The 23,015-nt window shown below is 45.2% G+C and carries 18 protein-coding genes; 6 read left to right on the forward strand and 12 right to left on the reverse strand.

Annotated elements, in window-relative coordinates:
* Positions 1–640 precede the first annotated feature (640 nt).
* Positions 641–2,233, forward strand: a complete 1,593-nt coding sequence (nhaB, locus tag MD535_RS12185; RefSeq protein WP_265675289.1) for a Na(+)/H(+) antiporter NhaB — start codon at positions 641–643, stop codon at positions 2,231–2,233.
* A 78-nt stretch (positions 2,234–2,311) separates the two neighbouring features.
* Positions 2,312–2,854: a disulfide bond formation protein DsbB gene (dsbB, locus tag MD535_RS12190; protein ID WP_265675290.1), complete on the forward strand. Its 543-nt coding sequence runs from the start codon at positions 2,312–2,314 to the stop codon at positions 2,852–2,854.
* Between the two features lie 79 nt (positions 2,855–2,933).
* Here dsbB and MD535_RS12195 read toward each other — a convergent pair whose 3' ends face one another.
* Positions 2,934–3,539 carry an SEC-C metal-binding domain-containing protein gene (locus MD535_RS12195; protein ID WP_265675291.1) on the reverse strand — a complete coding sequence of 202 codons (606 nt, stop codon included), beginning with the start codon at positions 3,537–3,539 and terminating at the stop codon, positions 2,934–2,936.
* Between the two features lie 118 nt (positions 3,540–3,657).
* Here MD535_RS12195 and dusC point away from each other — a divergent pair, with 118 nt between their 5' ends.
* Positions 3,658–4,611, forward strand: coding sequence for a tRNA dihydrouridine(16) synthase DusC (gene dusC, locus MD535_RS12200; RefSeq protein WP_265675292.1), 954 nt, complete (start codon positions 3,658–3,660; stop codon positions 4,609–4,611).
* Positions 4,612–4,687: 76 nt separating this feature from the next.
* Here dusC and malZ read toward each other — a convergent pair whose 3' ends face one another.
* The 4 genes from malZ to MD535_RS12220 all read right to left on the reverse strand — a co-directional run bounded on the left by malZ (position 4,688) and on the right by MD535_RS12220 (position 9,445).
* Positions 4,688–6,541, reverse strand: a complete 1,854-nt coding sequence (gene malZ, locus MD535_RS12205; RefSeq protein ID WP_265675293.1) for a maltodextrin glucosidase — start codon at positions 6,539–6,541, stop codon at positions 4,688–4,690.
* A gap of 141 nt (positions 6,542–6,682) precedes the next feature.
* A complete protein-coding gene (locus MD535_RS12210; protein ID WP_265675294.1) occupies positions 6,683–7,477 on the reverse strand; it encodes an ABC transporter ATP-binding protein in 795 nt (264 codons plus the stop codon).
* Positions 7,474–8,415, reverse strand: coding sequence for an ABC transporter permease (locus MD535_RS12215; protein ID WP_265675295.1), 942 nt, complete (start codon positions 8,413–8,415; stop codon positions 7,474–7,476). The genes MD535_RS12210 and MD535_RS12215 overlap by 4 nt, the downstream gene beginning before the upstream one ends.
* 64 nt (positions 8,416–8,479) lie before the next feature.
* A complete protein-coding gene (locus MD535_RS12220) occupies positions 8,480–9,445 on the reverse strand; it encodes an ABC transporter substrate-binding protein (RefSeq protein ID WP_265675296.1) in 966 nt (321 codons plus the stop codon).
* Positions 9,446–9,858: 413 nt separating this feature from the next.
* Here MD535_RS12220 and MD535_RS12225 point away from each other — a divergent pair, with 413 nt between their 5' ends.
* On the forward strand, positions 9,859–10,968 hold the full coding sequence (locus MD535_RS12225; protein WP_265675297.1) for a PQQ-dependent sugar dehydrogenase: 1,110 nt from the start codon (positions 9,859–9,861) through the stop codon (positions 10,966–10,968).
* 181 nt (positions 10,969–11,149) lie between these two features.
* On the opposite strand, the gene yfbV is transcribed toward MD535_RS12225, so the two are convergent.
* Complete coding sequence (gene yfbV / locus MD535_RS12230) at positions 11,150–11,602, reverse strand: terminus macrodomain insulation protein YfbV (protein ID WP_265675298.1); 453 nt, start codon at positions 11,600–11,602, stop codon at positions 11,150–11,152.
* Between the two features lie 331 nt (positions 11,603–11,933).
* On the opposite strand from yfbV, the gene MD535_RS12235 reads away from it, so the two are divergent.
* Together MD535_RS12235 and pta are read left to right on the forward strand one after the other, a co-directional pair.
* Positions 11,934–13,130, forward strand: a complete 1,197-nt coding sequence (locus MD535_RS12235) for an acetate kinase (RefSeq protein WP_265675299.1) — start codon at positions 11,934–11,936, stop codon at positions 13,128–13,130.
* A gap of 125 nt (positions 13,131–13,255) precedes the next feature.
* Positions 13,256–15,400 carry a phosphate acetyltransferase gene (pta, locus tag MD535_RS12240; RefSeq protein WP_265675300.1) on the forward strand — a complete coding sequence of 715 codons (2,145 nt, stop codon included), beginning with the start codon at positions 13,256–13,258 and terminating at the stop codon, positions 15,398–15,400.
* 92 nt (positions 15,401–15,492) lie between these two features.
* Here pta and MD535_RS12245 read toward each other — a convergent pair whose 3' ends face one another.
* From MD535_RS12245 to MD535_RS12270, 6 genes are all read right to left on the reverse strand, one after another.
* Positions 15,493–16,449: a glutathione S-transferase family protein gene (locus MD535_RS12245; protein WP_265675301.1), complete on the reverse strand. Its 957-nt coding sequence runs from the start codon at positions 16,447–16,449 to the stop codon at positions 15,493–15,495.
* 228 nt (positions 16,450–16,677) lie between these two features.
* Positions 16,678–17,670: a murein tripeptide/oligopeptide ABC transporter ATP binding protein OppF gene (oppF, locus tag MD535_RS12250; RefSeq protein WP_279348269.1), complete on the reverse strand. Its 993-nt coding sequence runs from the start codon at positions 17,668–17,670 to the stop codon at positions 16,678–16,680.
* A 5-nt stretch (positions 17,671–17,675) separates the two neighbouring features.
* Entirely contained in the window at positions 17,676–18,647 is a 972-nt protein-coding gene (gene oppD / locus MD535_RS12255) for an ABC transporter ATP-binding protein (protein WP_265675303.1), read from the reverse strand.
* Between the two features lie 21 nt (positions 18,648–18,668).
* Positions 18,669–19,571 carry an oligopeptide ABC transporter permease OppC gene (gene oppC / locus MD535_RS12260; RefSeq protein WP_265675317.1) on the reverse strand — a complete coding sequence of 301 codons (903 nt, stop codon included), beginning with the start codon at positions 19,569–19,571 and terminating at the stop codon, positions 18,669–18,671.
* Between the two features lie 15 nt (positions 19,572–19,586).
* A complete protein-coding gene (gene oppB / locus MD535_RS12265) occupies positions 19,587–20,507 on the reverse strand; it encodes an oligopeptide ABC transporter permease OppB (protein WP_265675304.1) in 921 nt (306 codons plus the stop codon).
* A 99-nt stretch (positions 20,508–20,606) separates the two neighbouring features.
* A complete protein-coding gene (locus MD535_RS12270; protein ID WP_265675305.1) occupies positions 20,607–22,238 on the reverse strand; it encodes an ABC transporter substrate-binding protein in 1,632 nt (543 codons plus the stop codon).
* Positions 22,239–23,015 lie beyond the last annotated feature (777 nt).

A 23,015-nucleotide genomic window follows, 5' to 3' on the forward strand; every position in this document is an offset into this window, starting at 1 on the left:
GAACTCATCATACCACTACTTCAAGAAATTGGTAAACCTACACTACTTATATCTGTAACATTAAAAATATAGAGTATTGACTCTATATTGACATTTCTTTAGCGGTTAGCATTCATTACTCGCAAATATCATTAAGCACCCCGTGTTAATCACTCCATCACATACTCATGACCCACGAGATATAGCAGGCGGCACTACTATGCGCCGTGGTTATTATTACGTTATATCCGAAGTAAATGCGGCTTTACCCAAGAATAACTTTCTTTTTTAAGCAATTCGTTTCAACTACTATCGTTGAGCCCTGTTTTTTACAATTGCTTGCATCGTATAACACCATGCTAGGGCACCATAAAACCATGTTTTACTTATATTGCATGGATCGCGTTTTTGGAAAAAACTAGAATAATCAACCCCTGAAATTGTAATTTTTGTTGACTATATCCAATCAAAGAGTAGAGTTGCGGTCGAAGCAAGGAGCGCTTAAAAACTGAGAGACTTGGCAAGTGAACAAAGGCCTTCGCCCACGTGTAACGACGTTTGTTTTCTAAGTTTTTATAGTTTAATTTTGTTTGGAACCTCCTCTCAAATACTCTAACGCCTTCTTGTAATTTTCGATTAATAACTACATAAGAGTATTACTATGCCGATGTCTATAGGAAAGGCTTTCATCAAGAACTTCCTTGGTAAAGCTCCGGATTGGTATAAATTAGCGATCATTGCTTTCCTAATTATCAACCCTATTGTTTTTTTCCTGATTGATCCGTTTGTAGCTGGCTGGCTACTTGTTGTTGAGTTCATCTTCACCCTTGCAATGGCGCTCAAGTGCTATCCATTGCAACCCGGCGGATTACTCGCAATTGAAGCCGTTGCTATGGGGATGACCAGCCCCGCCATGGTGAAACACGAAATAGTAAACAACATCGAAGTACTGCTACTCCTTGTATTTATGGTGGCAGGTATCTACTTCATGAAACAACTGTTGTTGTTCATGTTTACCAAAATCTTACTGGGTATCCAGTCTAAGACGATCCTTTCTTTGGCGTTTTGTTTTACCGCAGCCTTCCTATCAGCCTTCCTTGACGCGCTAACGGTAATCGCCGTTGTTATCAGTGTTGCCATTGGCTTTTACTCTATTTATCATAAGGTTGCATCTGGAAAAGGCTCAGGCTCTTCCCATGACCATACGCATGATGATGAGCTGTCAGAACTCACTCGTGATGATCTTGAAGATTATCGTGCCTTCTTGCGCTCTTTACTCATGCACGCAGGTGTAGGTACAGCATTAGGCGGCGTAATGACAATGGTTGGCGAACCACAAAACCTAATTATTGCCGATCAGGCAGGTTGGTTATTTGGTGAGTTCATTATTCGCATGCTACCTGTCACCGCGCCGGTCTTTGTACTTGGTCTGGTAACATGTGCGCTTGTTGAAAAATTCAAAGTCTTTGGCTACGGCGCGCAGCTTCCTGATAACGTTCGTCAAATCTTAGTCGACTTTGATCGTGAAGAACGTAAGACCAGAACAAAACAAGACGTAGCAAAACTATGGATTCAGGGTGCTATCGCCGTTTGGTTGATTGTCGCACTGGCTATGCACCTTGCTGCTGTGGGTCTTATCGGTCTATCGGTTATTATCCTCGCTACTGCGTTTACTGGCGTCATTGAAGAGCATTCCATGGGTAAAGCTTTTGAAGAAGCCTTACCGTTTACGGCGCTGCTTGCAGTATTCTTCTCTATTGTTGCCGTTATTATCGACCAAGGCCTATTCAAGCCGATCATCGATGCCGTGCTCCATGTCGAAGACAAAGGTACGCAATTGGCGCTGTTCTACGTCGCCAACGGTATTCTATCCATGGTTTCGGACAACGTATTTGTAGGAACCGTTTACATCAACGAAGTAAAAGCCGCTCTGAACGATGGACTGATTACTCGCGACCAGTTCGACTTACTGGCTGTCGCTATCAACACCGGTACTAACCTACCTTCTGTTGCGACACCAAATGGTCAGGCAGCATTCTTGTTCCTATTAACCTCAGCACTGGCACCACTTATCCGCCTGTCGTATGGCAAAATGGTCATCATGGCACTGCCTTATACTGTCGTTCTGGCATTAGTGGGTCTGTTTGGCATCGTGTATTTACTCGAGCCTATGACGGCTTGGTTTTACGACGCAGGTTGGATTGTAGAGAATTCAAGTAAGGTTATTGAGGCCGCCATCTCATCTGGTCATTAATTTTTAGTTGCTTGTGAAACTAATCCACGTTAAAAAGCTCTGAGTATTCAGAGCTTTTTTTATTTCAAGGACGACTCCGTGACGATTCTTTCCAACATCAAAGCATTTTCCAAGACACGCCTATCATGGGCATTATTATTTGCGTGCACGTTAATTTTTGAACTGTGCGCGTTATTCTTCCAGCATGTGTTAATGCTAGGTCCGTGTGTCATGTGCATTTATGAGCGTGTTGCCATGTTTGGCATCTTAGGTGCAGCGACGATCGGTCTCATCAACCCAAACAATACGGTATTACGCTGGACCGGGCTGATTGCATGGGGGGCTGCTGCCGTTAAGGGATTAACATTGTCACTTGAGCATGTGGATTATCAGTTTAACCCGTCACCGTTTAAAACTTGTGACCTCTTTGTCACCTTTCCAGATTGGGCGCCACTTAACGAATGGGCCCCATGGATGTTTGAAGCCTATGGCGATTGTTCGAAAGTTGTGTGGCAATTTTTAACGCTTTCAATGCCGCAATGGTTAGTCATTATTTTTGCAGGTAACCTGGTCGCATTGGCCATTATTGTATTGGCTCAGGGTGCAAAACAGTCCCGCTCGCGGACTCGCGGTTTTCAGTAACGGCTGAGCATATACTCCCAAATAAAAGCCCCCTGTCGCGGTATCACGACAGGGGGCTTTTCGATTTCTCAAGTCGCCGTTACTTTCCACAACACTTTTTGTATTTTTTACTACTGCCACAAGGACAAGGGTCATTACGGCCTGTATCTTTAAATGGATTAACCGACTGAGATTGATGACCAATCATCATTTCATCAGCCGCCAACGCGATCTCATTAATCATGTGATCGAGCTGCGGAGCTAAGTCATTAAGCTGAGGTAGCGTTTCATAGCCTGCCTGTGTCATTTCTGCATGTGTTTGGCTTTCATCAATCGCCAACATTAGCGTGGTTAGAAACGCTTGTAGCATTCGGATCGTGCCATCACTTGGCGATTTTTCAAACCACAACGGCTCAACATGTTGCCACGCTGCCATGAAGCCTTCAGCAAAGTCTGCCAGACGCTCACGATTATCATCCAAATCCGGTAGTACATTGTATTGATTGGCTTTTAGATACGCATACTGGGCGTTCAGATGCGCGACCACCCACTCTTCTTGTTGCTTATCATAGTCAGCAATAACCGTCGCTAACCACTCTGAAGGTGCTAATGGTGAAACGGTGAAGTTTGCGGCAAGAATAGCCCCTTCCAAGTAGTCTGCCGACTCGCCTTGCCATCCGTTAGGTAATTGAATGAGATTCATCATATGGGTTTCTGTATTTAGGTTTGCCGCAAGTATATTTCGCCCCTAGCAATACATCAATGGTCGATTCTTGATCGCTTTCCAGATAGAATCCCCGCTCCAGAATAATGAGAGTACCCCTATGCGTGTTGTTTTAGGTCCAATGGAAGGTGTGTTAGACCATTTAATGCGAGAAATTTTGACTGAGATTAACGACTACGATCTCTGCGTCACAGAATTTGTACGTGTGGTTGACCAGCGCTTACCAGACCATGTTTTCCACCGCATTTGCCCCGAGCTTACGCAAGGTTCGCAAACTAAATCAGGGACTCCGATTCACATCCAATTGCTTGGCCAACATGCACAATGGATGGCAGAAAACGCCGTCATTGCTGCGGAACTGGGCGCGAAAGGCGTTGATCTTAATTTTGGCTGTCCTGCAAAGCTGGTAAATAAGAGCAACGGCGGCGCCGCAATGCTTCAACACCCTGAACAAATTTACCAAGTCATTAAGTCATGTCGTGATGCAGTCGACCCCACTGTTCCTGTAACCGCCAAGATTCGCCTAGGCTGGGAAAACCCCGATGATTGCTTTGAAATTGTCGATGCTGTTGAGCAAGCGGGGGCGGCTGAACTTGCCGTTCATGCTCGCACCAAAGCGGGCGGATATAAAGCCAGTGAAATTAAGTGGGATTACATTAATGAAATACGCAAGCGCGTTTCGATTCCATTAATTGCCAATGGTGAAATCTGGAACTACGAGGATGGTCAACGCTGCATTGCCACCACTGGTGTCGATTCATTAATGGTGTGCCGAGGCGCGTTTAACGTACCGAACCTAGGCAATGTGGTCAAACATAACCAGGCACCTATGCCGTGGAGTGAAGTAGTGGAACTCTTGATCCAATACTCCACCTATGAAATGAAAGGCGACAAGGGGATGTACTACCCTAACCGCGTGAAGCAGTGGTTTGCTTACTTACGGAATCAGTACCCAGAAGCCATGGAATTATTTCGCGAGATTCGAATTCACAAAACCGCCGCGCCTATTGTGGCCGATATCAAACGCTATCGCGATGCACTTCACGTCAGTTAACCGCAATTTCCGTTAACTTTAATTTCAGTGAACAACAAGTAAAGTGCATGATGCGCGATAGCCTGTCGCTATATTTTCATCCGTTAAACAACAGTATAGATGCTTTACCCTTCACCTCTACGGTAAGGGTATCTGCGTCAATATCACATGGCGTTTTCGTCCACCAGCATCGTAAGCCTTCACAATTGGCCGCAATTTTCCAAAGTGGTAACGAAACGGTCATCGGCGTATCCGATAGGTTAAAACCACTGATTACAACGTTACCCTTAAATTCTCGCGCATAAATCAAGCCGCCCGCTTCTACCCATAGCGGGACAAAACTGCCCTTTTGTAACGCCGGTAGCTGGCGTCTTGCGGCAATCAGCTTAGTAAAGTATTCAAGCCATTCATTGTTTTCCATTCTATCCCAAGGGAAACAGCGCCTGTTGTCAGGATCATGGCTCCCTTTTAACCCAACTTCTGTCCCGTAATATAGACAAGGTGCCCCCACATAAGTCATCAGTAGCTGTGCCGCGATTTTAAATCTATCCACATCGCCTTGTAATGTGGTCAACAAGCGCTCAGTATCGTGGCTGTCTAATTGGTTAAGCTGAGAAAGCTGATTCGCCCATGGTAGCTTGGCACTCGCTTCACGTAACCACGCCAAAAAATCGCGGCAATCAAGCTCAATCGGATCAAACTGAATATCTTTGCTCGCCAATAGCGCTCTAACTGGATGAGCAAAGCCATAATAGTTCATCGAGCCATCCTCTTGGTCACCTTGTAGCCAGCTCGTTGCCTCAAAAAAGTGTTCCCCAAGCATGTAAGAGTCCGGTGATACTGATTTCATCGCCTCACGAAAAGCCGTAACATAGTGCGCATTATTCGCCGCCCCTTCGCCTTCCCCTAGCATATGAATCACATCAAAGCGCCAACCATCAATCAAGTAAGGCGGCTTCAACCAATGTTTGATCACCGAATCTTCGCTCTGATAAATCGCGTCCCGAACCTGTTTATTATTGAAGTTCAGCACGGGTAAGGTATCAATACCCTTCCAACCGACGTAGACTAAACTATCACTGCCCTCATCGTTTTGACCTTTAAAGAAATAATAATCCCGATATGGACTATTGACCGAACCATAGGCACCGTTCCTTGTTTGTGATTTATCAAACCAAGCATGCTCAGTGGAAGTATGATTAAGCACGGCATCGAGTACGATCTTCATCCCTCTTTGATGGATGTCCTCGGATAGTGTTGCAAACTGCTGGTTAGTCCCAAATTTCGGGTCAATAGAATAGTAGTCTACCGTGTCATACTTATGGTTTGAGTAAGAAGTGAAGATCGGGTTGAGGTACAGTGTTGTAATGCCTAGCGCTTGTAAATAATCTAACTTTTGTTGTACGCCGGCTAAATCACCACCGTAAAACTCAACGGCACCAGTATTGCCATGTTGACCAACCGGTTCTCCCCACGATCGCTTCACTGATTGTCGATTTTTGCCTAAATACTGATATTCACCATCTTCAACACCAATAGACGGATCACCATTACAAAAACGTTCCGGGAATATCTGATAGAAGACCTGCTCAGACACCCATTCTGGTGGTCGGGCGACTCGATTGTATTTAAAGTGATACTCCCTACCGGGCATCCTTACTTGCACGCCACGACCATCTAACCAATACTGAGCCTGCCCTAAGATCGCTTTAAAGGTGTAATAAGTGACTGACTTATCCTGACTCAGAGGCAGTATTGCCTGCCACACTCGCAAACGCCCTTTTTTCTCTCCTGATACCATGTCAATGAGGTACTCTTCATTGTCGGGTTCATGCCTTAGCAGCACCCGCTCAAACGGTAAGTCTTCGGTGAGTAGTTCAATATGTAAACAATCAGCATGTGCAGTAACACCGTCAGTAGTCTGCGAATGATAGAGATAAGGAGTGCTCATAAGTCTCTTGTTACCAGTGATTTAGGATGACGCTATTCTAATCAACTCCGTAGACAAAAAAATCCCCCTTCAAATTGAAGAGGGATCACAGTTAGTAGGCGGAGAAGACTAGGCGTAGAGCTTAATCGCACTCACGCTCGGCTAGCTCAATAGCAGGCTATCATCCGCCAGTTCTTCGCCACGTACTTTAGAGAACATTTCCAGCAAATCTGGAACACCCATGTTAGCGCGTTGCTCACCCGACACATCAAGGACGATCTCCCCTTGATGCAGCATCACCGTTCTATCACCACACGCCAACGCATCTTTCATTGAGTGCGTTACCATCATGACCGTCAAATTAAACTCACTAATGACCTTCTTAGTGAGATCGATAATAAAAGCGGCCATACGTGGGTCCAATGCTGCGGTATGCTCATCAAGGAGTAGCAGCTTACTGTCTGATAATGTTGCCATCACAAGGCTGACCGCTTGACGCTGGCCTCCTGACAGCAAGCCGATATTATCACCAAGACGATCTTCTAAACCTAACCCTAAAATACTGATGCGCTCTTGAAACAACTTACGACGTTTCGAAGACAGGGACATACTCCAGCCACGCTTTTTACCGCGCATATACGCCAACGCCATATTCTCTTCAATAGTCAAATCAGCACAAGTCCCCGCTAAAGGATCTTGAAACACCCGGGCACATTGATTCGCCCGTTGATCCACCGTTTGTCGAGTTACGTCCATTTCATCAATCAATACTCGGCCACCTACCATGGGTGTCTCGCCTGTCACAGCGCCGAGTAACGTCGATTTACCCGCCCCGTTGGAACCGATCACAGTTAAAAACTGATGTTCAGGTACTTCTAAATTCACACTTCTTAACGCTCGGTTTTCCAAGATGGTCCCTGGGTTAAAAGTGACTTGAATATCTTCTAATCGAATCATGCTACTTTCCCCGTGTTGCCTGAATTTGAAACCACTTTATTCTCAACAGGCTTACTGACCTTTTTTGCTTTCAGGTTTCCTTTGATCTTCGGCGCTATCAGCGCAGCGGCAACTAATACCGCGGTGACCAAGTTAAGATCCGATGCTTGCAACCCGAACATGCCACTGCTTAAGGCGAACGCCACTGCGAGTCGATACAGCACTGAACCGACGATTACAGCAACAACCGCTACCCAAATTTTACGACCCGGAATAAGAGTTTGACCTAGAATCACGGCTGCCAATCCAACAACAATAGTACCGACACCCGATGTCACATCAGCAAAGCTATTGGTTTGGGCAAATAACGCCCCGGCAAAACCCACAAAGCCATTTGATAGAGCAAGACAAAAATACGTATAAAATGCCGTGCTTGCCCCCTGCGCTTTCACCATTCTAGCGTTGACGCCAGTCGCTCGCAGCCCTAAGCCAAAATCACTATTGAGTAAGCGAACAACAAACCACGCTGAAATAAGTACCAACACACCAACCACGAGCGGTCGAATGTACATCGAGTTACCCATCATCTCGAATGGGGTCAAAATGGTTTCTTCACCCAACAGCGCGATATTCGGACGGCCCATAATGCGGATATTGATAGAGAAAGCCGCTATCATTGTTAAGATAGACGCCAGTAAGTGCAAAATACCACAGCGAACAGCTAGGAATGCCGTCACCCAACCTGTTGCTGCACCTGCAAGTACCGCCATGCCTGTAGCGATCCAAGGGTTAACACCCGATACAATAGCGGTTGCTGCAACGGCCGCCCCCATAGGGAAACTGCCATCAACACTTAAATCAGGGAAATCAAGTACTCGGAATGTGAGGTAGACGCCTAAAGCGACAAGGCCATAAATCAGACCAATTTCTAGAGCACCAAAGAATGCGAAAGCAGACATAACAACTCCTTTTCTGCTTATTAAAAGGGCCAAGCATAAATGCTTGGCCCAGGTAGGAATAAAACTATTTAACGCTTGTTGCGCGATCCATTACGGTTTTAGGAATAGTAAGACCTAGTTTTTTCGCAGCTGTCGCATTGATCACCAAATCAGAACCTTTTGCGACCTTAACGTCTAACTCACCCGGCGCTTTACCATCCAGAATTTTCGCTACGTAATCAGCAGTTTGAACACCAATTTGGTAATAATCAAAGCCTAGGCTGGCAACGGCACCACGCTCAACATAAGAGGTTGCCGCACCAAATACAGGGGTCTTCGCTTGGTTTGCCGATACAATCATCCCTTCAATAGCACTCGCAACCGTGTTGTCAATAAGGGCATAGATAATGTCAGACTTTGATACGATCGCTTGAGTTGCCGTTTGTACGTCAGCACTCTTCAGCGCCGTCGCCTCAACTAACTCAATGCCATGTTTTTTGGTGCTTTCTTTTAATAATGTCATCAAGCTAACCGCATTCGCTTCGCCTGGGTTGTACACCACACCAATGGTTTTGACGTCGGGCATAATCTCTTTAATGAGCTCTACGTGTTGATCAACGGGCGATAAATCAGAAAGCCCCGTTACGTTCTTACCGGGCTGCTCAAGCTGCTTTACCAACTTTGCGCCAACCGGATCTGTTACTGCAGTAAAGACGACTGGAATATCACGAGTTGCAGAGACTAACGCCTGCGCTGTTGGCGTAGCGATTCCTACAAGTACATCTGGACGCTCACCCACAAATTGACGGGCAATTTGTACCGCTATCGCAGGATTACCTTGTGCTGTTTTATAATCAAACTCTAAGTTTTTACCTTCTTCGTAGCCGTTTGCTTTTAAGCCATCGACCAGTCCTTGTCTGGTTGCATCTAACGCTGGATGCTCAACAATCTGTGAAACAGCGACTTTCGCTGTTTTAGCCATAATGCTTGCTGAAGACAACAGCGCGACACCCGTTAAGAGCGCCGTAGTAATTAGTTTGCTTGCTTTCATCTTGACTCCTTGATTCAGCAACGTACTTCTGTGTTTGCTGTGACAACCCCTTACTCACAAGGGTGTAAAATTTGTTTTACATTCTGTTTTTAATGCAATTTAACCATTGCATTTAACTAGTATTACTACCAGTTACCTTACCAAATTGAAAGAACTTATTAACATTCAACCTCGCAAACGTGCTATGAAAACAAATTATTAAGAAATATTTCTCTCATCCCGTACAAGCACACGTACAGCAAAGTGCGCACTCTTTATCCGTACAGCATAACCAGAGACATTTTACGCGACCCTTGCATTCGCAACCTTTCACGACTTGATAAGCCATTCCTGTGACTAATCAGTAATCACGGCTATATTTGAAACCATAAAGCTCGGAAAGGTGAGAAGCGTCATTTAAAAAAGGGGAAGACATGAAAACCAACATACTGATCATTATTGGCTTATTCGCCATGGCAGTAAGTAGCGTCTACAGTAAAGAATTTGAAAGTAGCCAATACAAAAAAGTCGCCCAGCTCTCCGGGGTGCCCTGGGGCATCGAAAGCATTTCTGCCGATCAGCTATTAATCACACTGCGTGATGGTCGTATAGTGACGCTGACTGCGAATACTGGCAAAGTTAAACCCGTGAGTGGACTTCCAACGGTATATAGCGGCGGCCAAGGCGGCTTAATGGATGTGGTTAAGAATCCACAAAAAAACAATGAGTACTTTTTTACTTACGCTAAACCTAATGCGCAAGGCGATGGCGGATCTCCTACTCTTGCCAAAGCTACCCTAGTTCAAAATTCGCTGAACGACTGGCAAGATATATTCACGAGTAATGTGGTGGTAACCACAGGTAGGCATTTCGGTAGTCGGTTAGCCATTCAAGATGACTTTGTCTTCATGACGATCGGTGACGCTGGCGTACGAAAAAACGGACAAGACACCACGACTCACGCCGGTACTATAATTCGTCTCAACCTCGACGGTAGCATTCCAAAGAGTAACCCCTTTATTGCTAATGATAACTTTCAACCTGAAATATACAGCTATGGGCATCGAAATCCACAAGGTATTGCCTATCATCCCAGAACCCAACAGCTTTGGGCAATTGAGCACGGCCCTCGCGGCGGAGACGAGCTCAACCTAATTGAAAAAGGTCAAAACTATGGCTGGCCAATCACCTCACACGGCAAAGAGTATTGGGGCCCTGTTAGTGTTGGAGAGGCAACAGAAAAAGAAGGCATATCAGCCCCTAAAAAAGTGTATATCCCTTCTATTGCGCCCAGCTCTTTGTATATTTATCCAAGCCAAACCTTCCCTCGCCTCGAAGGTAAATTATTGATTGGGGCACTAAAGCTCACTCACATCAACTTGTTAGATGTCAACCAAATTGGTCAAGTACTAGAAGAGCGTCGCTACTACGAAACGTTAAATGAAAGGATCCGAGACATCACGTCAGATACCCAAGGCGCTTTGTGGTTCACCACCGACTCAGGGGGCATCTATACGATCACTCGTTCTAATAATGTGAAGTAGCAGCCTACGTAGCCTGAGGGGACTCATGCCAATCAATATTCAAGCAACATGTTGATTTACGCGGCAAACAAAAACAGCTTGCTACGCTAGCAAGCTGTTGGGATGGTGGTGGGCAATGACATTCATTGAACGTTAGCAGCGTTTGAGTACTACGGTGCTGGATTTAGCGTCAATGGGTTCCCTAAAACCAACGGTCAAACGAACTGCGATCGAGTTGCCTAAACGCTTTATTCAATATAATCGCCAACTCTTTATAACGAGGCTTCGCTTTGACTGGCTCGAGTGCGTACCCGGTCTCAGTCACTTTTTGATGTAACTCTCTATACCACGAGGCCAGAGCAGGGGGAAGCTTGGTGTGTGAACGGTTTCCTAACCACCACATACCTTGTAAAGGCAGGCTAATCGCAAACAAGGCGATAACAATAGTTTGAGGCATCGCCTGAGCGTTATTAAAGACCATTTGAGTCAGCACGCTGATTGCAGCCACCGCAGGCATCACTTTTACAGCAAACTTTGTCGCCTTAATAATGCGCTGCTCTGGGAACAGAGGGGTTAACTCTTTTCTCATTGGCCAAGTATCCATGTACTTCTGACCATTTTTTAAACTCTGAGTTAAGCTTAGTCTCTCACTCATCAGCAACCTCACTAAAAAAAAGTTTAACCATTCAAATAAAAACGCAAAATATTGACGAAAGTTAATATTCTTTCAAATTTATTTTGTTATCATTACGCAATATCGTTATTCTTTGCGCTACCTCAATCTCATTGTTGACTTTATTTTGGAATAAGGCAACTACGAGATGAACGTCGCAAGGACGCAAAAGTGATTTTCTTGGAAAATCGCTTATGATTATACGGCAATTGTAGAATTTTTGATCAAGGCTGAATCGTAACAATTTGTACCTTCTCAGCCTTGAGAATTTATACCCTTGATCTTGGATCAGACAAATTACAGGTAACCTTTAATGTCTAAGCTAGTTTTAGTTCTAAACTGCGGCAGTTCTTCTCTTAAGTTCGCTATCGTTGACGCAACCACTGGTGACGAGCACCTAACAGGTCTTGCTGAGTGTCTTCACCTTCCTGAAGCACGTATCAAGTGGAAACTTGATGGCAAGCACGAAGCACAACTAGGCAACGGTGCAGCTCACGAAGAAGCACTAGCGTTCATGGTAGACACTATTCTTGCTTCTAAGCCTGAGCTTAAAGCGAACCTTGGCGCGATCGGTCACCGTATCGTTCACGGCGGCGAACAGTTCACTAAATCTGCACTGATCACTGATGACGTTCTTAAAGGTATCGAAGACTCTGCAACATTTGCACCTCTTCATAACCCTGCTCACATCATCGGTATTGAAGCTGCGAAGCACAGCTTCCCTGAACTGAAAAACGTAGCGGTATTTGACACAGCATTCCACCAAACAATGCCTGAAGAAGCTTACCTATACGCACTTCCGTACAACCTATACAAAGAGCACGGTATCCGTCGTTACGGCATGCACGGTACTTCTCACCTGTTTATCGCTCGTGAAGCAGCAGAGCTACTTGGCAAGCCAACAAACGAACTAAACATCATCAACTGCCACCTTGGTAACGGCGCATCTGTATGTGCTATCAAAAATGGTGAGTCTGTCGATACTTCAATGGGTCTTACTCCACTTGAAGGTCTTGTGATGGGTACTCGTTGTGGTGACATCGATCCTGCAATCATCTTCCACCTACACGACGCACTAGGCTACTCTGTTGAGCAAATCAACAACATGCTAACTAAAGAGTCTGGTCTACAAGGTCTAACAGAAGTGACGTCTGACTGTCGTTTTGTTGAAGACAACTACGGTGAGAAAGCAGAAGCAACACGTGCAATGGACGTGTTCTGTCACCGCCTTGCAAAATACGTTGCAGGCTACACAGCGACACTAGAAGGTCGTCTAGACGCTATCGTATTTACTGGCGGCATCGGTGAAAACTCTGCACCAATCCGTGAAATGGTTCTTAACCGTCTAGGCGTATTTGGTATCGAAGTAGATGGCGACGCTAACCTGAAAGCGCGTTTCGGTGGTGAAGGTACTATCACTACTGCAAGCAGCCGCATCCCAGCTATGGTTATCTCTACTAATGAAGAGCTAGTTATTGCTGAAGATACTGCGCGCCTAGCAGGTCTTTAATTTTCAAACTGGCTAACCAATAGGTTAGCCAGTTTTCTATTGAACTCAGTCATTTCGCTGCCCATTCAACGTGCATTAATACGCTGAGCTTCATCCCCCTTCATATAGTTTGAGGTGCTCAAAGAATGTCCCGTACTATTATGCTTATCCCTACTAGCGCAGGCGTCGGCCTAACAAGCGTTAGCATGGGTCTCCTTCGCGCGATGGAGCGTAAAGGTGTTAAAGTTTCTTTTTACAAGCCTATCGCTCAACCTCGTAGCGGTGGCGATCAGCCAGATCTAACAACCACTATCGTAGCCGCCAATAGCGACATGCAAATTGGTACGCCGCTGCAAATGTCTGTCGCCGAGAACCTTATCGGTAACGACAATATGGATGAGCTACTCGAAACCGTTGTTGAACGTTATAACCAAATCAACAAAGATGCGGACGTAACGCTGATCGAAGGTCTAGTCCCAACTCGTAAGCACCCTTTTGCTAACCAAGTGAACGCGGAAATCGCGGCAACACTTGGCGCTGAAATCGTGATGGTTGCGACTCCAAGCACAGACAACCCAGTGCAGCTTAAAGAGCGTATTGAAGTAGCCTGTTCTAACTTTGGTGGCACTAAGAACAAAAACATCTCAGGCGTTATCATCAACAAGCTTAACGCACCAGTAGATGAAGCAGGTCGTACTCGCCCTGACCTATCTGAAATCTTCGATGATGCAGATACAGCGAAGCAAAACGAATTGAAAGTGATGGAAATCTTCAACACTAGTCCAATTCGTGTGCTAGGTTGCGTGACTTGGAGCATCGATCTTATTGCGACCCGTGCTATCGACATGGCACAGCACTTAAATGCTGAAATCATCAATGAAGGTGACATTGCAACGCGTCGCGTTAAGAGCATTACGTTCTGTGCACGTTCACTACCAAACATGATTGAGCACTTTAAGCCAGGTTCACTACTTGTGACTTCCGCAGACCGTCCAGACGTTATCGTTGCAGCAGCACTAGCAGCAATGAACGGTGTTGAAATCGGCGCTATCCTACTGACTGGCGGCTATGATGTTCCAGCTGAAATCAGCGACCTAATCAAGCCTGCGCTTGATACTGGTCTACCGATCTTCAAAGCACAAGGCAACACATGGCAGACTTCTCTGAACCTTCAAAGCTTTAGCATTGAAGTACCAGCGGATGATAAAGAGCGTATCGAATTCATTAACGATCACGTTGCCGGTCATGTAGATGGTAACTGGATTGAATCAATGACAGAAGGCACTCAAAAGTCTCGTCGTTTAAGCCCACCAGCATTCCGTTACCAACTTACTGAGTTCGCTCGTAAAGCGGGTAAGCGTATTGTACTTCCTGAAGGCGATGAGCCACGTACCGTTAAAGCTGCGGCTATCTGTGCAGAGCGTGGTATTGCACAATGTGTTCTTCTTGGTAACCCAGACGAAATACGCCGTGTTGCTGCGCAACAAGGTGTAGAGCTTGGTGCTGGCGTTGAAATTATCGATTCTGATGCGGTTCGTGAAAACTACGTCGCTCGTTTGGTTGAGCTTCGCGGCGCGAAAGGCATGACAGAAGTTGTGGCTCGTGAAAAACTTCAAGATTCTGTTTTCCTAGGCACAATGATGCTAGAAAACGACGAAGTTGACGGCCTTGTTTCTGGTGCGGTACACACGACAGCAAACACTATCGTGCCACCGTTCCAAATCATCAAAACTGCGCCTGATGCCTCTATCGTATCCTCTATCTTCTTCATGCTTCTGCCTGATCAAGTATTGGTTTACGGTGACTGTGCAATCAACCCAGATCCAACGGCTGAACAGCTTGCAGAGATTGCAATCCAGTCTGCAGATTCTGCAACGGCATTTGGTATCGAACCACGTGTTGCAATGATCTCATACTCTACTGGTGAATCTGGTAAAGGCGCAGATGTTGATAAAGTACGTGAAGCGACGAAACTTGCTCAAGCAAAACGTCCTGACCTTATCATTGACGGCCCGCTACAGTACGACGCTGCTATCATGGAAAATGTTGCCGCTTCTAAAGCGCCTAACTCTCCTGTTGCTGGTAAAGCGACGGTATTCGTATTCCCTGACCTAAATACAGGTAACACGACATACAAAGCGGTACAACGTTCTGCTGACCTTGTGTCAATTGGTCCAATGCTTCAAGGCATGCGTAAACCAGTTAATGACTTGTCACGTGGCGCGCTAGTAGACGATATCGTTTACACCATCGCTCTAACAGCAATTCAATCAAGCCAAGAGCAAGGTTAATCTCTGTTTAACGCCTGAATGACGAAAGCCTCCATATGTGGAGGCTTTTTTGTATCTAGTTTTATCGCTGCAGCCCATCGACTCGCCCCATCTTAACCTAACGGGTTTAGTGAATCACGATCGTGTGGCGTATCAAGATCTAAGTCAGGCCCCAACGGAACCACTTGCGTCGGGTTAATCCCCGCATGGCTGAAGTAATAGTGACGTTTAATATGATAAAAGTCCGTCGTTTCCTTAATACCTTTGACCTGATACAGCTCTTTTAAGTATCCCTGAATATTTTTATAGTCGGCAATACGCTTTTTATTGCATTTAAAATGCCCAACGTAAACGGCATCAAAACGCACTAAGGTGGTAAACAATCGCCAATCGGCTTCCGTTATTTGTTCTCCTGCCAAGTAGCGGTGCGTCACGAGATGCTGCTCCACTTTATCTAATGCAGAAAACAACGCATGGTAAGCCTCTTCGTATGCTTCTTGTGTTGTCGCAAAGCCACAACGATAAACGCCGTTATTGATCGCGGGATAAACAAAGTCATTCCACTCATCAATCTGTTTTTGTAACTTCAACGGATAATAATCCTTGTCATCACCCGTGAGTTCATTGAACTCTGTGTTAAACATACGAATAATTTCAGATGATTCATTGCTAACAATGGTTTGCGTCTTTTTATCCCATAATACAGGCACGGTGACACGCCCACTGTAATCCGCTTTCGCTTGAGTATACATTTGATGTAGATGGCTATGCCCAAACAGAGGTTCTGGAAGCCCGAAAGACCAACCTTTATCTAACATATCTGGGCAAACCACGGTGACGTCGATGTGAGACTCTAGCCCTTTCAGTGCACGAAAGATTAACGTGCGGTGCGCCCAAGGGCATGCTAGAGACACATAAAGATGGTAGCGACCAGACTCTGGTTGAAAGTCTGCCTCGGGATTATTTGTGACCCAATGGCGGAAGCCTGCATCTTCACGAACGAATTTACCGCCACTGGTTTTCGTGTCATACCAAACATCATGCCATACACCATCAACTAATTTGCCCATAATCTGCTCTCTCCTTACTTTACGTTAAAGACAGTATAGAAAATGCCTTCACAAAGGTTCAGTGGGGTAAGTAAAAGAAGATGTTCAAATAAATTGAAGAAACAAAAAAAGCGCGACTCAATTTGATGTCGCGCTTAGGCCTGTCACAGGCTGAAAAGCGAGTTAGCTTGTATCATCGGTATACGATTATGCGGTATTTCTCTATACCGATAACGCTATATCACGACACTAAACAGAAACGTTCAAACACGACACGGCATGCACATCCGTTCCTTGAAGCCCCGGCTTTTGCTGTGCACATTGCTCTGTCGCTTGCGGGCAACGAGTTCTAAACACACAACCAGAAGGCGGATTGATAGGCGACGGCAAGTCCCCTTCAAGCATCTGGATCGTCTTGTTACGTTCAAGCTTAGGATCTGGAATCGGTACTGCCGACATCAGTGCTTTGGTATATGGGTGCTTAGGGTCAGCAAACAAAGCATCTGCCTCTCCTAGTTCGACTGCATTACCCAGATACATTACAAGCACGCGATCAGAGATATGCTTCACTACCGATAAATCATGCGCAATGAACACTAAGCTCAACCCTAACTCGGTCTGTAACTCCTTCAACAAGTTCACCACTTGTGCTTGTATAGATACATCAAGCGCAGAAACAGGCTCGTCACAGATGATCATTTTCGGTTTTAGAATCAGTGCTCGCGCAATACCAATACGTTGACACTGACCACCCGAAAATTCATGTGGATAACGGTTGATGACGTTAGGCAATAGCCCTACTTTCGTCATCATCTCCTTCACCTGATCTTTTACTTCTTGCTTAGATAATTCAGGGTAAAAGGTCTGCAAAGGCTCTGCGATGATGTCACCGACGGTCATTCTAGGGTTCAGTGATGCCAATGGATCTTGGAAAATCATCTGAATTTCTTTACGAGTCTCACGACGCTGGACCGCTTGCATTTTGGTGAGGTCTTGCCCTAACCACATGACTTCACCATCGGTGGCTTCGACCAATCCAATAATGGCACGAGCAAACGTAGACTTACCACAACCAGACTCGCCTACGACGCCCAAGGTTTCGCCTTCAAACAAATGAACATCAACGCCATCAACGGCTTTTAGATTCGCCGGTTTTGACCATGGCCAAGCCGATTTTGATGCAATGCTAAAATGCACTTTCAGGTTTTTAACATCAAGAATTAACTGTTTATTATCTGTCATAGCGTTCATCGTACCCACGTCTCCCAATCAGAAAAACACGCGCGTTGGCGGTCTTGGCCAAAGCTCGTCAATATCGGTGCCTCTTTACGACAACGATCAGTGACTCGATGGCATCGCTCTTGGTAAGGACACCCAGTAGGCAAGCGTAGCAAGTTTGGTGGGTTGCCTGGAATCGTTGGTAGTACATCACCTTCGGTATCTAAACGAGGAATAGCCTTGAGCAGACCTTCCGCGTATGGGTGAGTCGGCTGATAGAAAATCTCATCAACCGTACCGTACTCCATAGTACGTCCAGCGTACATAACCAACACTTTATCGCACGATCCTGCCACGACACCAAGATCGTGGGTGATCATAATAATGGCGGTGTTGAATTCACTTTTTAGCTCGTTCAATAGATCCATAATCTGTGCTTGTACCGTCACGTCTAGCGCGGTAGTCGGTTCATCGGCAATCAACAGCTTTGGACGGCATAATAGCGCCATTGCGATCATCACACGTTGACGCATACCGCCAGAGAACTCATGGGGGTACATAGTAATACGTTTACGGGCTTCTGGGATTTTAACCGCTTCAAGCATCCGTACCGATTCTTCAAACGCTTCTGACCGTCCCATGCCTTTGTGAAGCATCAGGACTTCCATCAATTGGTCGCTTACCTTCATATAAGGGTTTAACGACGTCATTGGGTCTTGGAAAATCATCGCGATTTGCTCTGCACGAACCTTGTTCAGTGCTTTTTCTGGCAAGTTAAGGATTTCATTACCTTCAAATTTCGCGCTGCCAGAAATAATACCGTTCTTTGCCAATAGTCCCATAATCGCAAATACCGTTTGCGATTTACCAGACCCTGACTCTCCCACAATACCTAAGGTTTCACCTTGGTTTAAAGAGAAATTCAAATCGTTTACTGCGGTCACTATCCCATCTTGGGTGGTAAATTCGACTCGCAGATCTTTGACATCTAATAAGCTCATAATACTTCCTTTCTCTAATTCTTATCGGTCTTTTGGATCAAGCGCGTCACGAAGACCATCGCCTACATAGTTGAAACAGAACAGAGTGACGACCATAAAGATGGCTGGGTAAATCAATTGCCAGATTGCCACTTCCATAGTTTGAGAGCCTTCTTGAAGAAGTGCGCCCCAACTTGTCATGGGTTCTTGTACACCTAAGCCAAGGAAAGAAAGGAAAGATTCCGTCAAAATCATGCTTGGTATAAGCAGTGTTGAGTAAACCGCAACAATACCAAGTACATTCGGAACGATGTGTTTTGTAATAATTTTCCAGTTACTTACACCGGAAACGTGTGCTGCTTCAATAAACTCTTTGCTGCGTAAGCTCAACGTTTGACCACGAACAATTCGCGCCATGTCCAGCCAAGCTATCGCACCAATCGCGACAAAGATTAAAACAATATTACGACCAAAGAAGGTCACCAGTACAATCACAAGGAACATGAAAGGTACCGCATATAAGATCTCTAGAATACGCATCATGACGCGGTCAACACGTCCGCCAATAAAGCCGGATGTCGCACCATATAGGGTACCGATAAGCACGGCTACAAATGCACCTAACACCCCTACCATCAGTGAAATACGCCCACCAATTAAGGTACGCACATAAAGATCACGGCCTAAACTGTCGGTACCAAACCAGTGCTCGGCACTTGGTGCGGCATGCATGGCATACCAATCGGTATCATCAAAGGCGTATTGAGCAAACATCGGCAAGAAAATAACCGCCAGCGTCATCAGTGTAAGAATAAACAGACTCACCATTGCCGCTTTGTTGCGCATAAAACGAATACGGGCGTCTTGCCACAAACTGCGGCCTTCAATTTCTAAATTCTCGGAAAAATTTTCAATCGCTTCCAAGTTTTCTTTTTTCGTTAACATCATTCCCGCACTCCCTTAGTAACGAATTTTCGGGTCAATCATCGCTAGCAAAATATCAACGACAGCGTTGAAAAGGATGAAGAGGAAACCAATCAAAATGGTCACGCCCATCACTAACGAGTAATCGCGGTTAAATGCGGCATTAACAAAGAGTTTGCCAATACCCGGTAAGCCGAAGATGGTTTCGACTACGACCGAACCGGTAATGATACCTACGAACGCAGGCCCCATATACGATACAACCGGTAACAGCGCAGGTTTTAAGGCATGCTTAAGAACAATGTAACGGTAACTCAAACCCTTGGCACGGGCGGTGCGAATAAAGTTACTGTTCAGCGTTTCTATCATGCTGCCACGAGTAATACGGGCAAAGGTGGCGACATAAAGTAACGACATGGCGATAACCGGTAATACGATGTATTGCATTCCGCCATCATGCCAACCACCCGCAGGGAACAAATTCCAGTGCAATGAGAATAGATAAATCAAAGCCGGTGCCAACACAAAGGATGGCATCACCACCCCGAGCATGGCGGTCGACATTATGGTGTAATCGAGCCAGGTATTATGCTTCAAGGCGGCGATAGTCCCGACGCTTACCCCCATAATCACAGTAAAGACAAAGGCAATAAGCCCCACTTTTGCTGACACTGGCAGCGCCACTGCAATCAGCTCATTTACGGTATAGTCTTGATATTTAAAAGAAGGGCCGAAGTCGCCTTGCAGAATATTCGTTAAGTACGTGGTGTACTGTTCGAACACTGGCTTATCAAGGCCATACTTCGCTTCAATGTTCGCCATTACTTCCGGTGGAAGTGGGCGCTCACTTGAAAAAGGGTTACCTGGCGCAAAGCGCATCAGGAAAAAAGAGACGGTAATTAATACCAACAAGGTTGGTATTGCTTCAAATATCCGTTTCATAATGAATTTAAGCATAAACTCATCCATCCAGTCTGTGACAATTTAAAATAAAAGAGACCCTGCGTGTGCTTTCGCACACACAGTGTCTTATATCGTTATATTTTTTATAGGGTGTTATTTAGCTTTGATGTAGAGATCTTTTGAGTAGATCTTATCTTCTGCGTTACCTTCAGGGTAACCACCAAGCTCAGGTGATACGAGACGAGTTGTCACGTACTGATAGATTGGTGCAATTGGCATGTCTTTCGCTAGGAGCTTCTCAGCTTCGATGTAAAGCTTCGTGCGCTCATCTTCTGAAGTTGAGCTAAGTGCTTTCTCAATCACTGCATCGTAGTCTTTGCTCTTATAGTGCTGACCTGCAGTTGTATTTGCACTTACCATTAGCGTTAAGAATGAAGAGGCTTCGTTGTAGTCACCACACCAGCCAGCACGTGCAACATCAAAGTTACCGGTATCTTTGCTGTCTAGGTAAGATTTCCACTCTTGGTTCTCAAGTTTCGCGTTAATACCCAGCTCTTTTTTCCACATTGAAGCAATCGCTACAGCAATCTTCTTATGGTTTTCAGAGGTGTTGTACAACAGATCGAATTCTAGAGGGTTGCTCTTAGAGTAACCAGCTTCTTCTAGAAGGCGTTTTGCTTCAGCAATACGCTCTTTCTGACTCAGCTGACCGTATTCTGGAGTGACTGGATCAAAGCCCGCTGTAATTTCAGGCGTTAGGAAGTACGCTGGTTTTTGACCTTGACCTAGGATCGCTTTAGAAATGATATCGCGGTCCATGGCATAAGACATCGCTTTACGAACTCGCACATCATTAAACGGCGCTTTCTGGGCATTGAACTGGTAGTAATACGTACATAGGTTACCCTTGATGTTGACATCTTGTGGGTACTCTTTTTGTAGGCGACGGAAATGCTCGTTTGGCACTTCATAAGTGAAATCCAGTTCACCAGACAAGAAACGGTTCATTTCCGCTACTTGGTTTTCAATTGGTAGGAAGGTAACTTTCGTTAGAACCGTGTTTCCTTGGTCCCAGTATGAATCGCTCTTAACAAGCTCTAGACGCTCATTCACAACCCACTTGTTTGGTACAAATGCACCATTACCAACGAAGTTTTCAGGCTTCGTCCACTGGTCACCAAATTTTTCTACCGTTGCTTGATGGACAGGCTTCACTGTGGTGTGGCCCATCATCATTACGAAATATGGTACAGCCGTATCAAGCGTTACTTCCAATGTATGCTCGTCTAGTGCTTTAACACCCAGCTCACTCTTATCTTTTTTACCCGCTACGATATCTTTAGCATTCGCCATCTTGGTGTATTCCATATACCAAGCGTATGGTGAAGCCGTTTTAGGATCGACAGCGCGTTGAAAACTGAAGACAAAGTCATTCGCCGTTACAGGATCGCCATTTGACCATTTCGCGTCATCACGAAGATGGAATACAAAGGTTTTGTTGTCTGCGGTTTCCCAAGACTTAGCAACACCAGGGATAGTTTTGCCGTTTGCATCTTGGTTAACTAGGCCTTCAAGGAGATCACGAATCACGTGAGACTCTGGAACACCCTGCGATTTATGCGGATCGAGTGTTGCAACCTCAGTACCATTACCACGTACAAGCTCTTGCTTATCGGCTAGTTTTGTACCGGCAGGAACTTCTGCGGCAAGCGAAGAAAAAGAGGTGGCAGCCACTGCCATGCTCGCGCCTAGAAGAAGGGCTTGCGTGATTTTGTTCTTATACATGCATCTAACTCCAAGTAATTTTTATTGCATCCATGACGTCTTTATACAGGGCTAGAACGGACAGCATTTTAGATTAATTTAGCTCAAAACTTGAGCACAAAAATCTAAACCCATACAAAGATTGCGGTTCACATTACCAACCTTCGAAGTAATTTGCCATTAATTTGTAACGAAAATGGCATAACACTCCTGTTTGCTCGAATAATCAGCAGATCGTTCCAGAATAAGGCGTAATTGCACAAACAATTTACTACAATGCGCTTCCTGGCCCTATGAACCTATTTATAATTCTAAAATTAGCGAAATTAATAGCGAAACATGCCAACTAATTACGATAAAATTTAACATTTCGTTTTCATTCTACCTTTTACACAGCATTATCAAATGTCAAAAAAAAGCTAAATGTGACGCTTATCACAAGGTAATGGGTGTTACTTTGCGTTCCGTAGCAGTAATTCACAGTTCTGCATGAACAAGACGTTGCTACCACCCTATAACTCGTGACATAGGACGAAGAGCACACTCGTCTTTCTAAGTTAGCGTCTTGAAGATAAATTAAGCGGAATAAACGATATTGGTGATTATATTTAACAATGTAGCACGCAGAATGCCATCATGTTTGACAAAAAAAAACCCAGCCTTTGACTACCAAAAAGACTGGGATAACTGGATTCATATGCACGGCTCAAGTGCAAATTCAGATAAGGAGATTGTTATCCAAAGAAAACACATAGCTTTCTTTTTCAACAGCCTTAATGTTAAATATATTTAACATTA

Origin of the sequence: Vibrio qingdaonensis, from assembly GCF_026191675.1 — a bacterium.
Classification (GTDB): Bacteria; Pseudomonadota; Gammaproteobacteria; order Enterobacterales; family Vibrionaceae; genus Vibrio; species Vibrio qingdaonensis.

Coding starts and splice junctions, on each gene's coding strand:
- MD535_RS12235 (WP_265675299.1), top strand. CDS start 11,934: ATGTCTAAGCTAGTTTTAGTTCTAAACTGCGGCAGTTCTTCTCTTAAG.
- oppF (WP_279348269.1), bottom strand. CDS start 17,670: ATGACAGATAATAAACAGTTAATTCTTGATGTTAAAAACCTGAAAGTG.
- yfbV (WP_265675298.1), bottom strand. CDS start 11,602: ATGAGTGAGAGACTAAGCTTAACTCAGAGTTTAAAAAATGGTCAGAAG.
- MD535_RS12270 (WP_265675305.1), bottom strand. CDS start 22,238: ATGTATAAGAACAAAATCACGCAAGCCCTTCTTCTAGGCGCGAGCATG.
- pta (WP_265675300.1), top strand. CDS start 13,256: ATGTCCCGTACTATTATGCTTATCCCTACTAGCGCAGGCGTCGGCCTA.
- oppC (WP_265675317.1), bottom strand. CDS start 19,571: ATGTTAACGAAAAAAGAAAACTTGGAAGCGATTGAAAATTTTTCCGAG.
- MD535_RS12195 (WP_265675291.1), bottom strand. CDS start 3,539: ATGATGAATCTCATTCAATTACCTAACGGATGGCAAGGCGAGTCGGCA.
- MD535_RS12215 (WP_265675295.1), bottom strand. CDS start 8,415: ATGTCTGCTTTCGCATTCTTTGGTGCTCTAGAAATTGGTCTGATTTAT.
- malZ (WP_265675293.1), bottom strand. CDS start 6,541: ATGAGCACTCCTTATCTCTATCATTCGCAGACTACTGACGGTGTTACT.
- dusC (WP_265675292.1), top strand. CDS start 3,658: ATGCGTGTTGTTTTAGGTCCAATGGAAGGTGTGTTAGACCATTTAATG.
- MD535_RS12210 (WP_265675294.1), bottom strand. CDS start 7,477: ATGATTCGATTAGAAGATATTCAAGTCACTTTTAACCCAGGGACCATC.
- MD535_RS12220 (WP_265675296.1), bottom strand. CDS start 9,445: ATGAAAGCAAGCAAACTAATTACTACGGCGCTCTTAACGGGTGTCGCG.
- MD535_RS12225 (WP_265675297.1), top strand. CDS start 9,859: ATGAAAACCAACATACTGATCATTATTGGCTTATTCGCCATGGCAGTA.
- oppD (WP_265675303.1), bottom strand. CDS start 18,647: ATGAGCTTATTAGATGTCAAAGATCTGCGAGTCGAATTTACCACCCAA.
- nhaB (WP_265675289.1), top strand. CDS start 641: ATGCCGATGTCTATAGGAAAGGCTTTCATCAAGAACTTCCTTGGTAAA.
- oppB (WP_265675304.1), bottom strand. CDS start 20,507: ATGCTTAAATTCATTATGAAACGGATATTTGAAGCAATACCAACCTTG.
- MD535_RS12245 (WP_265675301.1), bottom strand. CDS start 16,449: ATGGGCAAATTAGTTGATGGTGTATGGCATGATGTTTGGTATGACACG.